Source organism: Streptomyces sp. NPDC012827 (assembly GCF_042900905.1).
Taxonomy (GTDB): Bacteria; Actinomycetota; Actinomycetes; order Streptomycetales; family Streptomycetaceae; genus Streptomyces; species Streptomyces gulbargensis.
Window position 1 is genome coordinate 302,151 of record NZ_JBIBBY010000003.1, and the last position, 14,145, is coordinate 316,295.

Below are 14,145 nucleotides of genomic sequence, written 5' to 3' on the forward strand. Positions count from 1 at the left end.
GGGTTCGCCCGAGGATGTGCCGGGGGCGTGCGGCACCATAGGAACAAGATCGCGTCAACCCGGGTGTGCGGGACGGCCGCTGAGGTCATACTGCTCGCCGGGTCGTACGTCCCGCCGGGAGACGGATGGGGACGCGCCGATGTCGGCGACCGAGGGGGAGGTCCAGTGACACACCCGCCGAACGCGCCCGCCGCGCCGGCGGCGCGCGGCGCGGCCACCGCGTCCGCGGGCCCCGTCGGTGTGCCCGCGCAGCCGTCGGCCGCGTCCGGCCCGCCCGCCGGCTCCTTCACCGTGGAGCCCGGGGGCCGCAGCGCCCGGGCCGTGGCCCGTGAACGGCTGCGCGAGGCGGCGACGACCGAACCGGGCCGCCTCCAGATCCTGGGGGCCGTGCTCGCGCTGCTCGTCGTCGCGTTCGGCGCGGTCACCGCCTACGAGGTGGCGGACCGGGCCTCGGCCGCCGAGGACGTCGTGCGCCGCAGCCAGCCGCTGAGCGCCGACGCCGCCGCCGTCTACCGCTCGCTTGCCGACGCCGACTCCACCGCGGCGGCCGGGATCCTGGCGGGCACCCTGGAGTCCCCCGAGTCCCGCGCGCGCTACCTCCGCGACATCGCCACCGCCTCCCGCCTCCTGGTCGAAGCGGCGGCGCAGACGGACGGTTCGTCCGCCTCGGGCCGCGAGATCACCACGCTCAACGAGCAACTGCCCCGCTACACCGGCCTGGTCGAACGGGCCCGCGCGGCGAACCGGCAGGGGCTGCCGCTCGGCGGCGCCTATCTCCGCTACGCCAACCAGCAGATGACCCGGCACATGCTGCCCGCGGCCGAGCGGCTGTACGCGGCGGAGACCGAGCGGCTCCGGCGGGACGACGACGCCGCCCGCGCCCGGCCGGTCGCCTCGCTCGCCGTGGGCCTGCTCGCCCTCGGGGTGCTCGCGTGGGCCCAGCGGCGGCACTACACCCGTACCCACCGGGTGTTCAGCCCGGGGCTGCTCGCCGCCACGGCCGCCTCGCTCGCCGTGCTGGTCTGGCTCCTCGCCGCCCACACCGTGGCGCGCTCCGAGCTGAACGCCGCCCGCACCCAGGGCCAGGCCTCGCTCCAGCTCCTCAACGAGGCCCGGATCAGCTCGCTGAAGGCCCGGGCCAACGAGAACCTGACCCAGGTCGCCCGGGGCGCCGTGCTCACCGAGGACGGCAAGGACGACAAGTACGAGGCCGACTACGCGACCGCCATGGAGGCCCTGACCACGGCGCTCGCCGGGGCGCGGGAGCTCGCGGACGACGACGCCGGGCGCGGCCCGGTGGACGAGGCGGCCGCCCGCGCGGCGGAGTGGAAGCAGCGCCACACCGCCGCCCGCGCGCTGGGCGAGGGCGGTGACTTCCTGGGCGCCCTGCGGCTGATCATCGGCCCGAAGGGAACGACGGGCGAGACCTTCGACCGGGTCGACGCGGCCCTGGAGCGGGGCCTCGCCCACGAGCAGGCGGAGTTCACCCGCGCCGCCGGGGACGCCGGGGACGCGCTGGCGGCCCTCCCGGCCGGCGCGACGGCGCTGGGCTTCCTCGGCGCGCTCGGCGCCCTGCTCGGCATCAACCGCAGACTGTCGGAGTACCGGTGAGAGGGGGCGGGATGACGGACGGTTCGTACGGAGCGGGCGGCGCGGACCCGCTGGCGCGGCGGACGGCGCCGGGTGCGTCCACGCGGGCGGTGCGGCGGGCGGCGGCCCGGCTGCGCGGCTGGGGCGGGGTCGCCGCCATGGCCGTGGCCTGCGGTCTGACCGCCTCCCTGACCCTGCTGCCGCTGGCGCACGGCGGGGGCGCGGCGGCCGTCCCCGGGGCCCCCGTCTCCGGCCCGGGCGTGGGCACCGGCATCCAGGTCAAGGCCGACACCTGCCGCGACCCGGAGGCCTCGCTGCGCCCGTCCACCGCCGACGGCCCCACCCTGCGGGCCATCAGGAAGCGCGGGAAGCTGATCGTCGGCGTCGACCAGTCCAGCTACCTCTGGGGCTACCGGAACCCGGAGACGCAAACCCTCCAGGGCTTCGACATCGACCTGGCGAAGGCCATCGCCAAGGACATCCTCGGTGACGAGAACGCGGTGATCCTCCGGGCGGTCCCCACCAACCAGCGGGTCGCCGCCCTCGACAACGGCAAGGTCGACCTCGTCGTGCGGACGATGACGGTCAACTGCAGGCGGATCCAGCAGGTCGCGTTCTCCACCGCCTACTTCGAGACCGGGCAGCAGGTCCTGGCGCACAAGCTCGACCGCGGCATCACCGGCCACGACGCCTCGCTGCGCGGCAAGCGGGTCTGCACGGCCGAGAGCTCCACCGCCTACGAGGCCCTGGAGGAGAACGCCTTCGGCGCCGTCTTCAAGGACCCGGGCGACGGCACCAAGGACGACGAGGACCTGCTGACCGTGCCCAACCAGCTGGACTGCCTGGCCCGCCTCCAGCTGGGCGAGGTGGACGCGGTCGTCACCGACAGCGCCCTCGCGGCCGGCCAGGCCGCGCAGGACCCGGCCGTCGAGCTCAAGGGCACGCGCTTCACCAAGGAGTACTACGCGGTGGCGGCCAAGCTGGGCAACGACGACCTGGTCCGCCGGGTCAACAAGGTCCTGGAGGGTTACCGCAAGGGCCCCTGGCAGAAGGCCTACCAGAAGTGGCTGGAGGCCGTCCTGCCCGGGATGACCGCCCCGCCCGCCCCCCTGTACAAGTAGCGCCGGGGCCGCCACGGCCCCGGCACACGCGAGCGGAAGAGGTGATCGATGAGCGTCGCGGGACCTCCTGGGCCGGTGATGGACCGGGACGAGGCGGACCGTGCGCTGGCGCGGCTCGGCGCGGAGCACAAGGCGATCGAGGACTCGCTCCTCGCGCTCCAGGACCACGCCGGCCGCAGGCTCCTCGAAGGGGCGGAGCTGACGGGCACGACCCGGGAGCGCTGGGCGGCCGCCGAGCGCGCCATCGGCCTGCTCTGGAACTGTTTCGACGCCTACACGGCCGCGCTGCGGGAGGCGCGGGAGATCCGGGCGCGGCGCCGCTGGCCCGGCCGGGAGGAGCTCGCGGAGCTCACCGACCGGCTGCGCGGCGCGTGGGTGGCCGTCCCGGGCGGGACGGGCGGGGAGCCGGTGCTCGCCGAACTGTTCAGCCTGGACCGGCTGGTGCGGCGGATGAACGAGCTGTACGCGTCCTCGCTCGACGTGGTGGTCACCGCCGACGCCGTCTGGTCGGCGCTGCCCGCCCGCATAGACCTTCTCGCCGCCGAACTGCGCCGGACACGGTCGCTGGCGCACTCGGTCGGTGTCCGGCCCGGGGAGCACCCGGCCGGTGACGCGCTGGAGGAGATCACGGCCGAGCTGACGGCGCTGCGCGCCCAGGTGGTGACCGATCCGTTGGCCTTCTGGCGGCCGGCCGGTGCGAGTTCGGCGCCCGGCGGGGGCCGGCCGGACACGGAGCGGTACGACCGGGCGGCGCTGGCCCTGGAGGACGTGCGGCGCGAGATCGAGGCGGTCCTGGCCGTGCGGCAGGACTCCGAGGACCGGCTGCTGCGGCTGCGGGACGTGCTGTCGCGGGCGGACCGGACCCTGGCGGAGGCCCGGGCCGCGCGCGGTGAGGTCCTGGCGAAGATCGCCGCCTCGGAGGTGCCGGCCGTGAGCGGGCCGCCGACGGCCCTGCAGGAGCGGCTGGCGACGGCCGCCGAGTACCGCAGGCACGCCCAGTGGCACCGGCTGTCGCCGCTCCTGGACGCCCTGGAGGCGGAGGCGGAGGACGAACTGCTGCGGGCCAGGGAGTCGCTGACGGCGGTGACGGCGCCGCTCGCGGTCCGGGCGGAGCTGCGCGGCCGGCTGGACGCGTACAAGGCGAAGGTGGCGCGGCTCGGGGCGGCGGAGGACCCGCTGCTGGTGGAGCGGTACGACGCGGCCCGCCGGATGCTGTGGAGCGCGCCCTGCGACCTGCGGGCGGCCGAGCAGGCGGTGCTGCGCTACCAGCGGGCGGCGGCGGACGTGCTGTCCGGGCCCAGGGACGCGGAAGGACGCGAGGGGTGAGCGGGGGGACGGGCGTGGTGAGCTGTCAGCGGCCTTCGTGCGAGGGGTCGTACGAGGACGTGGGCGGCGGCGAGCTGTACTGCGACACGTGCGGGCTCGCGCCGGTCGTCGCGCCCGGCGGGCTGCTGCGGTCGGCGCCGACGGGGGTGGCCGTGCCGGGGAAGGGCGGTGCCGGGCCGGTGGCCGGGGGGCCCGACTCCGGTTCGGCGCGCAGTTCCTCGCGCGCCTCCTCGCGGGCCTCGTCCCGCTCCTCGTCCTCGCGCCGCTCGGTCTCCGGGCGCCTGTCGCGGTCGCTGTCCGGGGCGGCCTCCGACCGGTCGGTGTCGGTGCGCAGTTCGGGCACCCCGTCCGGGCAGTCGGCGCGCAGCCGGCTGGGCGCGGGGCTGGTGACGGTCCCGGAGGTGCCGCGTCCGGATCCGCGGGCGGCCGTGATGGAGCGTGCGGAGGTCCCGGAGCGGAAGCGGTTCTGCTCGCGCTCGGAGTGCGGGGCCCCGGTGGGCCGGTCGCGGGGCGACCGGCCGGGCCGCACCGAGGGGTTCTGCACCTCGTGCGGGCACCCGTACTCCTTCGTGCCGAAGCTGCGGGCCGGGGACGTCGTGCACGGGCAGTACGAGGTGGCGGGCTGCCTCGCGCACGGCGGCCTGGGCTGGGTCTACCTGGCCGTGGACCGGGCGGTCTCCGACCGGTGGGTGGTCCTCAAGGGCCTGCTCGACACCGGTGACCAGGACGCGATGGCCGCGGCGATCTCGGAGCGCCGCTTCCTCGCCGAGATCGAGCACTCCAACATCGTCCGCATCTACAACTTCGTCGAGCACCTGGACCCGCGCACGGGCTCCCTGGACGGCTACATCGTCATGGAGTACGTGGGCGGCAAGTCGCTCAAGGAGATCGCCAACGACCGCAGGGCCCCGGACGGCCGGCGCGACCCGCTGCCGGTGGAACAGGCCTGCGCGTACGGGATCGAGGCCCTGGAGGCGCTCGGGCACCTGCACAGCCGGAACCTGCTCTACTGCGACTTCAAGGTCGACAACGCGATCCAGACCGAGGACCAGCTGAAGCTGATCGACATGGGCGCGGTCCGGCGGATGGACGACGACGAGTCGGCGATCTACGGCACGGTCGGCTACCAGGCGCCGGAGGTGGCCGAGGTCGGCCCGTCGGTGGCGAGCGACCTGTACACGGTGGCGCGCACCCTCGCGGTCCTGACCTTCGACTTCCAGGGCTACACGAACGTCTTCGCCGACTCGCTGCCGGATCCGGAGCACATCGAGGTCTTCGGCCGGTACGAGTCGTTCTACCGGCTCCTGGTGCGGGCCACCGACCCGGATCCGGCGCGCCGGTTCGCCTCCGCGCAGGAGATGGCCGAGCAGTTGACGGGGGTGCTGCGCGAGGTCGTGGCGCTCCAGTCCGGTCGTCCGCGCCCCGCCCTGTCGACGCTGTTCGGCACGGAGGTGCGGGTCACGGACACCGAGCTGTTCGCGGAGTCGGCGCAGGACGTGTCGGTGCTCGGTGCCCGCGGGGGACGGCGGGCCAGGGGCCCGGCGGTGACCCCGCCGCCGGAGGGCCAGGGGCTGGGCGGGGCCCTCGCCCCGCTCGATGTGCCCGCCACCGCGCTCGCGCTGCCCGTGCCGCGGGTCGACCCGGCCGACCCCAACGCCGGTTTCCTCGCGGGCCTGGTGGCCGCCGCTCCGGCCGAACTGCTCGTCGCGCTCCAGGCGGCGCCCGCGCCCTCGCCGGAACTGTGGCTGCGCTCCCTGCGGGCACAGCTGGAGCTCGGGGACCTGCCGGCGGCCGGGCGCACCCTCGTCGCCCTGGAGGAGCACCGGGCGGACGACTGGCGGGTGGTCTGGTACCGGGGCGTCGCGTCGCTGGTCGTGGGGGACTTCGCGCACGCGGCGCTGGCCTTCGACGCGGTGTACGACGCCTTCCCCGGGGAGCCGGCGCCCAAGCTGGCGCTGGCCGTCTGCGCGGAGGTCCTCGGCCAGCTGGACAACGCGGCCGAGTACTACGGCCTGGTCTGGGCGACCGACCCGAACTTCGTGAGCGCGGCCTTCGGTCTGGCACGGGTGCGGCTCGCGGCGGGTGACCGGACCGGAGCCGTACGGGCGCTGGAGTCCGTCCCGGAGACGTCGATCCACTACACGGCGGCCCGGGTCGCGGCCGTACGGGCGCGGCTGCGGCGGCGCCCGGCGAACGAGCCGCTGGGGCCGGACCTGACGGCCGCGGCGGCGCAGGTCTCGGCGCTGCGGAGCTTCGGTCTGGACGCGGTGCGCCGGGAGCGGTTGTCGGCGGAGGTGCTCGGTACGGCGCTCGACTGGGTACTCTCCGGTAGTCCCGGCGCGGCACCGGGCGGTGGCGCGCTGCTGCTCGGCAGTGAACTGGACGAGCGCGGACTGCGCTTCGGCCTCGAACGCTCGTACCGGGTGCTGGCCCGGCTCGCGCAGCGGGGCGAGGAGAGGATCGAACTGGTGGAGCGGGCGAACCGTTTCCGCCCCCGGACGTGGGTGTGAGGATGTCCCAGAAGCCGAAGCCGTCGCACGGACTCGCCGCCTGCCCGGGCTGCGCGGAGCCGCTGGACTCGGGAGACCGGTACTGCGGGGCGTGCGGCCACGACCTGTCGGCCCTGCCCCTGGCGGGCCCCGAGCCGGACCGCCCGACCGTGGCGATCGGCACTCCCGTGGTCTGGCCGGACGCCCCGTCCCGGGACGCCGGCTCCCTGTCCACCGCGACCCAGCACCCGGGCGACCTCCCGGGCACGGACTCCGGCGGACGGGACCTGCCGACCCTGGCGGTCCGTACGGACGGGGTACCGGAGCCGGGTTCCCGAGCCGGTTCGCCGGGCGGTGGCCCGACCGCCACGGGGAGCGGGGACTTCGAACTCGCCGCGCCCGACCCCCGTACCGCCGTACGGGCCGACCTCACGGCCCCCCCACCGCCGCCGGCCCCCGCGCCGGCCCCCGCCGCCCTCCCGGCGGCCGGAGTGTGCGTGGCGTGCCGGGCCGGACGGGTGGACACCGACGGGTACTGCGAGCACTGCGGGCACGCCCAGCCCCGTGAACGCGACCACGTCGAGCGCGAACTCGCCGGGCTCGCGGGCGCCGTCAGCGACCGGGGCCTGCGCCACCACCGCAACGAGGACGCCTTCGCCGTCTCCGCGACGACGCTGCCCGACGGCTCCCCGGCCACCCTCGCCATCGTCTGCGACGGCGTCTCCTCCGCGACCCGCCCCGACGAGGCCTCCGCCGCCGCGGCCGAGGCCGCCAGCGCCTCGCTGCTCGCCGCGCTGCCCCGGGGCACCCACCCGCAGCAGGCCATGCACGAGGCGATCGTCGCCGCCTCCGAGGCCGTCAACTCCCTGGCCGGCGAGCCCGGGGACGACGCCGACGGACTCGACTCGCTGCGCGCCCGCGCGGGCGGGGCCCCGGCCTGCACCATCGTCGGCTCGGTCGTCGCCGACGGGCTGCTCGTCGTCGGCTGGATCGGTGACAGCCGGGTCTACTGGGTGCCCGACGACCGCACCACCCCGCCGGCCCGGCTGACCGAGGACGACTCCTGGGCCGCCCAGATGGTCGCGGCCGGCCTGATGAACGAGGCCGAGGCGTACGCGGACGAGCGCGCCCACGCCATCACCGGCTGGCTCGGCGCCGACGCGTACGAACTCGACCCGCACACCGCCGCGTTCAAACCCGACCGCTCCGGCGTCGTCGTGGTCTGCACCGACGGTCTGTGGAACTACGCGGAGGGGGCCGAGGACATGGCACGGGTCGTCCCGCCGGACGCGGCGGACCGCCCGCTGCACAGCGCGCGGGTGCTGGTCGGCCACGCCCTGGACGGCGGCGGCCACGACAACGTCACGGTCGCCGTCCTGCCGTTCGCCCTGCCCTCCGCCCGGGCGGCGACCGCCTGAGGCGCGCCGCACCCCGCCCCTTCACCGTCCTGCCGAGGAGCCGAAACCGATGGCGAACTTCTCCAAGCCGACCGTGCCCCACTTCTCGGTGGACGTGTTCCAGAACGAGTTCCTGCCGGAGGGCGGCCGCGAGGTCCACGCCGTCGTCACGGTCACCGCGACCGGCGGCGGCACCAGCGGCGCCGGCGGGCTCGCGGGAGGTGGCCCGGCCGGCGTGGTGATCATGGTGGACTGCTCGGGCTCGATGGAGTACCCGCCGGAGAAGATGCGGGGCGCCCGGGAGGCCACCGCCGCCGCGATCGACACCCTGCGTGACGGGACCGCCTTCGCCGTGGTCGCCGGCACCCACGAGGCCACCGAGGTCTACCCGGCCAACGGCGGGCTCGCCGTCGCCGGCCCTCGCACCCGCGCCGCGGCCAAGGAGGCGCTGCGCCGGCTGACGGCGGCCGGCGGCACCGCCATCGGCACCTGGCTGCGCCTCGCCGACCGGCTCCTCTCCTCCGCCGACCTGGCCATCCGGCACGGCGTGCTGCTGACCGACGGCCGCAACGAGCACGAGTCGCCGCAGGAGCTGCGGGCGGCCCTGGACGCCTGCGCGGGCCGGTTCACCTGCGACGCGCGGGGCGTGGGCACCGACTGGGAGGTCAAGGAGGTCACCGGGATCGCCTCGGCGCTCCTCGGCACCGCCGACATCGTCGCCGACCCGGCCGGACTCGCCGCGGACTTCACGGCGATGATGGAGACCGCGATGGGCAAGGGCGTCGCCGACGTGGCGCTGCGGCTGTGGACGCCGGTCGGGGCGGAGCTCACGCGGGTCAAGCAGGTGGCGCCGTCCGTGGAGGACCTGACCGGGCGGCGTACGGAGGCGGGGCCGCGCTCCGGTGACTACCCGACGGGTTCCTGGGGCGACGAGTCCCGCGACTACCACGTGACCGTGCGGGTGCCCCAGGCCGCGATCGGGCGGGAGATGCTCGCCGCCCGGGTCTCCCTGGTCGTCCCGGACCGGGCGGGCGGCGATCCCCGGGTTCTGGGCCAGGGCCTCGTGCGGGCCGTGTGGACGGAGGACCTGGCCCTGTCGACGGCCATCCATCCTCAGGTCGCGCACTACACGGGGCAGGCCGAGCTCGCGGACGCCATCCAGGAGGGTTTGAACGCCCGCAAAGCGGGCGACCGTGACGGAGCGACGGCGAAACTGGGCCGGGCCGTGCAGCTCGCGGCGGCCTCCGGCAACGCGGACACCGCGAAACTCCTTTCGAAGGTGGTGGACGTGGTCGACGCGGCGACGGGTACTGTGCGTTTGAAGGCGAAGGTCGCCGAGGCGGACGAGATGACACTCGAGACCCGCTCCACGAAGACCGTTCGCGTCAAGAGGTGAGCCCGGTCCGCCGGGCCGGACGACGAGAGGGGGAAGCACCGACATGCCGACCTGCCCGAACGGACACCAGTCGGTCTCCGACGACTGGTGCGAGGTCTGCGGCCATCGCATGGCCGGGACGGGTGCGCCGGCGGGTGCCGTACCGCCGCCTCCCCCGCCGCCACCCGCGTACGGATACCCGGGCCCGAACGGTCCGGGCGGCCAGGGTGCTCCCGGCGGACCCGGCGGCCCTCCGCCGGCCGCGCCCGGCGGTTTCGGTCCCGGCGGCGACCCGAACGCCACGGCCCAGGCGGAGCTCTGCCCGCAGTGCCGGACGCCGCGCGAGCACAGTGCGCCGTTCTGCGAGGAGTGCCGCTGGAACTTCCTGACGAACACGGCGACCTCGTACACGCCGGTGGCGCCGCCCCCGCAGGCCTCGCAGCGGCCCGGCCCGCCGCCCGGCCTGAACCTGCCCCCCGGCTTCCAGACCCCGCCGCCGGCGCAGCCGCCCGCTCCGCCGCAGCAGCAGCAGCAGGACCCTTTCGGCTACCAGGGGTCGCGGCCCTCGCAGGTGAACCGGCCGGCCGAGCCGCTGGGCGCCGAACCGACCCACCACCAGGCCCCGCCGCAGCGCCCGCAGGCGCCCCGGCCGCCGGCCTTCCCGCAGGGCGGCCCGGGCCAGGCACCCGGCCAGGGCCCTGGTCACGGGCCCGTACAGGCCCAGGCGCCGGGCCCGCAGGCGCCCGCGCGGCCCGCCCCGTCGCAGCCGCGCGCGGACGACGACTGGGTCCTGCCCCCGCCGTCCCAGACGCAGCCGCCCGCCCCTCCGGCGCCCCCGGCCCCGGCTCCCCGGCCGCCGCAGCACGAGCCGCAGCAGCCGTCTCATCAGGGGCCGCCGCCTCAGCAGCACCAGGGGCCGCAGGCGTACCAGGGACCCCCGCCGCACCAGGGACCGCAGGCGCCCCACCAGGCTCCGCAGCAGCACCAGGGACCGCAGCAGCACCAGCAGGCGCCGCAGCAGCAGTTCCCGCCGCAGCGGCAGCCGCAGGGCTGGACGGCGCACATCGGCCCGGACCGCGACTACTTCATGGCGATGATGCGGCGCAGCGGCCCGGAGGCCTCGGGTCTGAACCTGCCCGCGTACTCCCCGCCGAAGCAGCTGCCGCTCCAGGGCAACCAGGTCTCCATCGGCCGCCGCCGGCACTCCACCGGCGAGTCGCCCGACATCGACCTGTCGGTGCCGCCGGAGGACCCGGGCGTCTCGCACCAGCACGCGGTGCTGGTGCAGCAGCCCGACGGGTCGTGGGCGGTGGTGGACCAGAACTCCACCAACGGCACCACGATCAACGGCGGCGACGAGCCGATCCAGCCGTACGTGCCGGTGCCGCTCCAGGAGGGTGACCGGGTGCACGTGGGTGCCTGGACGACGATCACCGTCCGGCGCGGCTGAACCACCGGGGGCAGCCCGTCCGGCCCCCGGTCAGGCCTCCGGCAGGGGCCAGGCGTACGGGCCGCCGGGCTCGTCCAGCCAGGCCCACTGGCGTCCCCCGCTCACCGTCACCCCGAAGCGCTCCCGCTCCGGCCGCCCCTCACGGCGCCAGAGCGCGAGCGCTTCGCGCCGGTCGAGGCGGTCGCCGGCGAGCCCGTACAGGAAGCCGAACCGGTCGTCCCCGGCCGGGGCGGAGCGCGGGACCCGTGCGGCGACGCCCCTGAGGCCCACGAAGTACGCCGGCGTGTTCAGGAACCTCCCCTCCGCGTGGGCCGCGTCGCGCACCCGCAGCAGGAGGAGTCCGGTGGACAGCGGGGCGAGGACGAGCGCGCCCGGCCGGCACTGCGGGAGCCAGGCGTACGGGAGCGAGGGCAGCGCGCAGGTCGCCACGATCCGGTCGAACGGGGCGCGATCCGGGCAGCCCCGGGCTCCGTCGGCGGTGAGCACGGCGGGCCGGTGGCCGGCGGCGGCGAGGTGGGCCCGGGCGGACTCGGCGATCTCCTCGTCCAGGTCGACGGTGGTGACGTGCCGGTCGCCGAGCCGGTGGCAGAGCAGGGCGGCGTGGTAGCCGGTGCCGGCGCCGATCTCCAGGACGTCGTACCCGTCGCGCACGTCCAGGGCCTCCAGCATGAGTGCCATCAGGGAGGGCTGGCTGGCCGAGGAGACCAGCTCCCCGTCCCGTACGCGGGTGGCCAGCGCGGTGTCCCGGTAGGCGCCGCGCAGCCAGCGGTCCCGCCGCTCCGGGTCGGGGTCGCCGGACCAGAGCCGCTCGTAGCCGGCGGGCCCCGCGACGTAGTAGTAGGGGACGAAGAGGTGGCGCGGTACCTCGGCGAAGGCGGCCCGCCAGGCGGGGTCGGTGAGCTCGCCGTACGCCTCGATCTCGCGCACGAGCGCCCGCCGCTCCCGCGCCGCGGCGTCCGCGAACGCGTCCGGTGCATCGCTCATGGCTCCACTCTCGCCCCGCCGGAGCCGCCCGGCGAACGGTCCCGGCGAACGGCCCCGGGTGTCTGCCCGAAGGGGGCGCGGGAGGTGGCGCGAACGAGCCGTGGAGGGGTCCGGGAAGGTCCTGGGACTCCGGTCCTAGGACGGGGCGTCTGAGACGATGGAACGGTGAACGAGAATCCCGGGGACACCGTGCAGGAGCAGACCTTCTACGAGCAGGTCGGCGGCGAGGAGACCTTCCGCCGCCTGGTCCGCCGCTTCTACGAGGGCGTCGCGGAGGACCCGCTGCTGCGGCCCATGTATCCCGAGGAGGACCTCGGCCCGGCGGAGGAGCGCCTCGCCCTCTTCCTGATGCAGTACTGGGGCGGCCCCCGCACCTACAGCGACCACCGCGGCCACCCGCGGCTCCGGATGCGTCACGCCCCCTTCACCGTGGACCGGGCGGCGCACGACGCCTGGCTGCGCCACATGCGCGCCGCCCTCGACGAGCTGGGCCTGGCCCCCGAGCACGAGCGGGAGCTGTGGCGCTACCTGACGTACGCCGCCGCGTCGATGGTGAACAGCGCGGGCTGACCGGCGCGCGGCCCCTTCTCCCCGGCCGGAGGCCGCAACCGGAGGCCGACCGCCGGGCGTCCTCACCGGTGGGTGTCGCCCACCGCTGGGGAGTGCTCATGGACGGGGCAACGGTGATCCGCAGGTCCCTGCCGTACGCCGGCGCCGCCGCCGTACCGGCCGCCGCGGGCACGGGCATGTGGCTGTGGGCGGCGCGCGGCCTGCGCAGTCCCGACGGCTTCCCCCTGGTGCTCGCGGTGGGTGGCGGCCTGGTGCTGGCGCTCGTCGCCCTGGTCGCGCAGAACGCGCTGTTCCGGGAGGAGGGCGGCATCGCCGCGCTGGTCCTCCTGCTGGCGGGTCTTGCGGCGGTGTGGGTGGAGGCGCGGGACTCGGCGGTGCGCGGGGCGGTCACCGACTGCGTGGTGGTCGGCGAGGTCCGGGTGACCCACCATCCGACGTTCGGGGAGGGCGCGCCGCCCCCGAAGACCCTGTACCACCACACGCTGGACTGCGACGGCGGTCGTCCCCGGGAGTTCTCGGCGGAGGAACGGATCGCGGAGCCGGGCGGGACGGTACGGATCGCCTACGACCCGGCGGGCCGGATGGACCCGGTCCTGGAGCACCGGAACAGGGCGCACGGTTCCCCGGTGCTCCCGGCGGCCCTGCTCGTGCTGTCCTCGGCTCTCACGGTCGTCACCCTCGCGGCGGAGGGCAGGGCGGAGGAACGGCGGAGCTGAGGCCGACGGGTGCGGTCAGGCGTGGGAGGCGGCGACCGGTGCCACCTGGAGCGCCATCGGCGCGGTCCGCAGGGCGACGGAGCCGTACGGGGTGCGCAGCCGCAGCCACGGCCCCGAGGCGAACAGCGCGAGCGGCACGTCCGCGGCGACGGACGCGGGCGGCAGGAAGCCCAGCGACTGGGCGGCGTGCACGGCCCGCAGCGGCAGCCCGGTCGCGCCGAGCGTGCGGGCCCAGATCTCGCGGCCGATGCGGTCCCGCTCGGACCGGGTGCGCCGCTCCTCGGGCAGGGCCTCGTCCCGGGCGCGGAACTCGGCGACGGCCGCGGCGACCGCGCCCCTCATCCCGTCGGCGTCGGGCAGTCCCGCGACCGGTTCCCAGCCGCCGCGGGGCGGGAGCACGCCCGTCCACGGCGGTCCGGTGACGGCGCCGGGGACGACGGCCTTGCCAACCGACTCCTCGATGCCGTCGAGGAGTTCACCGGCCGAGACGGTGACGTCGAAGTCGGCCGCGTCGACCAGCCGGGCCGTGCGGATCGCGAGGACCTCGAACGACGGCGGCCGGCCGAAGACGGCCAGCGCCCCGCCGTCGCACCGGAGGCGGACGGCGGCGGCCCGGTCGTAGTGCACGAGCCGGCCCAGGAAGGCGGCGAGGGCCGCCGCCTCCCGGGCGTCGGCGAAGTGGAGGGGCGCGAGCACGCTCATGCGGCGGAGGTCATCCCGTCGTCGACGTACTCCTCCAGGAAGCTGCGCTCCTCGGCGGTGATCCGCCGCGGCCGCTGCGCCTCCAGGTCGAAGGGCACGACGACCGTGGAGGCCCGTACGTAGGTGACGTCCGGGTCCTTGATCTCGTAGGCGATCGTCAGGGACGCCGCGCCTATCTTCGTGACCCAGGACTCGATGGTCACCGGCTCGTGCCGGTGGACCAGGGGCCGCACGTAGTCGATCTCGTGCCGGGCCACGACGGACCCGCCGGAGAACGACGGGGAGCCGTCCCCGGGCGCCAGCCGGAACATGAAGTCGATCCGCGCCTCTTCCAGGTACCGCAGGAAGACGACGTTGTTGACGTGCCCGAAGGCGTCCATGTCCGACCAGCGCAGGGGACAGCTGTAGATGTGCCTCGCCATGGA

General features: G+C 76.0%; 12 protein-coding genes. 9 read left to right on the forward strand and 3 right to left on the reverse strand.

Annotated elements, in window-relative coordinates; translation table 11 throughout:
- Window positions 1-165 precede the first annotated feature (165 nt).
- From ACFY60_RS07915 to ACFY60_RS07945, 7 genes are read left to right on the forward strand one after another with little or no spacing between them, the layout of a single operon-like run.
- Window positions 166-1,611: a hypothetical protein gene (locus ACFY60_RS07915; protein ID WP_388608754.1), complete on the forward strand. Its 1,446-nt coding sequence runs from the start codon at window positions 166-168 to the stop codon at window positions 1,609-1,611.
- 11 nt (window positions 1,612-1,622) lie between these two features.
- Window positions 1,623-2,711 (forward strand): glutamate ABC transporter substrate-binding protein, encoded by a 1,089-nt coding sequence (locus ACFY60_RS07920; protein WP_388608756.1) that lies wholly within the window; start codon window positions 1,623-1,625, stop codon window positions 2,709-2,711.
- 48 nt (window positions 2,712-2,759) lie between these two features.
- Window positions 2,760-4,037 (forward strand): hypothetical protein, encoded by a 1,278-nt coding sequence (locus ACFY60_RS07925; RefSeq protein ID WP_388608757.1) that lies wholly within the window; start codon window positions 2,760-2,762, stop codon window positions 4,035-4,037.
- Window positions 4,034-6,547: a tetratricopeptide repeat protein gene (locus ACFY60_RS07930; protein ID WP_388608760.1), complete on the forward strand. Its 2,514-nt coding sequence runs from the start codon at window positions 4,034-4,036 to the stop codon at window positions 6,545-6,547. The genes ACFY60_RS07925 and ACFY60_RS07930 overlap by 4 nt, the downstream gene beginning before the upstream one ends.
- Window positions 6,548-6,549: 2 nt before the next feature.
- On the forward strand, window positions 6,550-7,944 hold the full coding sequence (locus tag ACFY60_RS07935; protein WP_388608763.1) for a protein phosphatase 2C domain-containing protein: 1,395 nt from the start codon (window positions 6,550-6,552) through the stop codon (window positions 7,942-7,944).
- 49 nt (window positions 7,945-7,993) lie between these two features.
- Window positions 7,994-9,319: a VWA domain-containing protein gene (locus tag ACFY60_RS07940; RefSeq protein WP_388608765.1), complete on the forward strand. Its 1,326-nt coding sequence runs from the start codon at window positions 7,994-7,996 to the stop codon at window positions 9,317-9,319.
- A gap of 43 nt (window positions 9,320-9,362) precedes the next feature.
- On the forward strand, window positions 9,363-10,748 hold the full coding sequence (locus ACFY60_RS07945; RefSeq protein ID WP_388608767.1) for an FHA domain-containing protein: 1,386 nt from the start codon (window positions 9,363-9,365) through the stop codon (window positions 10,746-10,748).
- A gap of 30 nt (window positions 10,749-10,778) precedes the next feature.
- On the opposite strand, the gene ACFY60_RS07950 is transcribed toward ACFY60_RS07945, so the two are convergent.
- Window positions 10,779-11,732 carry a methyltransferase domain-containing protein gene (locus ACFY60_RS07950; protein ID WP_388608769.1) on the reverse strand — a complete coding sequence of 318 codons (954 nt, stop codon included), beginning with the start codon at window positions 11,730-11,732 and terminating at the stop codon, window positions 10,779-10,781.
- A 165-nt stretch (window positions 11,733-11,897) separates the two neighbouring features.
- On the opposite strand from ACFY60_RS07950, the gene ACFY60_RS07955 reads away from it, so the two are divergent.
- Window positions 11,898-12,302: a globin gene (locus ACFY60_RS07955; protein WP_388608772.1), complete on the forward strand. Its 405-nt coding sequence runs from the start codon at window positions 11,898-11,900 to the stop codon at window positions 12,300-12,302.
- A gap of 98 nt (window positions 12,303-12,400) precedes the next feature.
- The gene (locus ACFY60_RS07960) at window positions 12,401-13,018 is read left to right on the forward strand and encodes a hypothetical protein (RefSeq protein ID WP_388608774.1); all 618 of its coding nucleotides are present in this window, start codon (window positions 12,401-12,403) and stop codon (window positions 13,016-13,018) included.
- Between the two features lie 15 nt (window positions 13,019-13,033).
- Here ACFY60_RS07960 and ACFY60_RS07965 read toward each other — a convergent pair whose 3' ends face one another.
- Both ACFY60_RS07965 and ACFY60_RS07970 read right to left on the reverse strand, forming a co-directional pair.
- Complete coding sequence (locus ACFY60_RS07965; protein WP_388608776.1) at window positions 13,034-13,720, reverse strand: hypothetical protein; 687 nt, start codon at window positions 13,718-13,720, stop codon at window positions 13,034-13,036.
- Window positions 13,717-14,142 (reverse strand): thioesterase family protein, encoded by a 426-nt coding sequence (locus tag ACFY60_RS07970; protein WP_309053110.1) that lies wholly within the window; start codon window positions 14,140-14,142, stop codon window positions 13,717-13,719. The genes ACFY60_RS07965 and ACFY60_RS07970 overlap by 4 nt, the downstream gene beginning before the upstream one ends.
- Window positions 14,143-14,145: the final 3 nt, after the last annotated feature.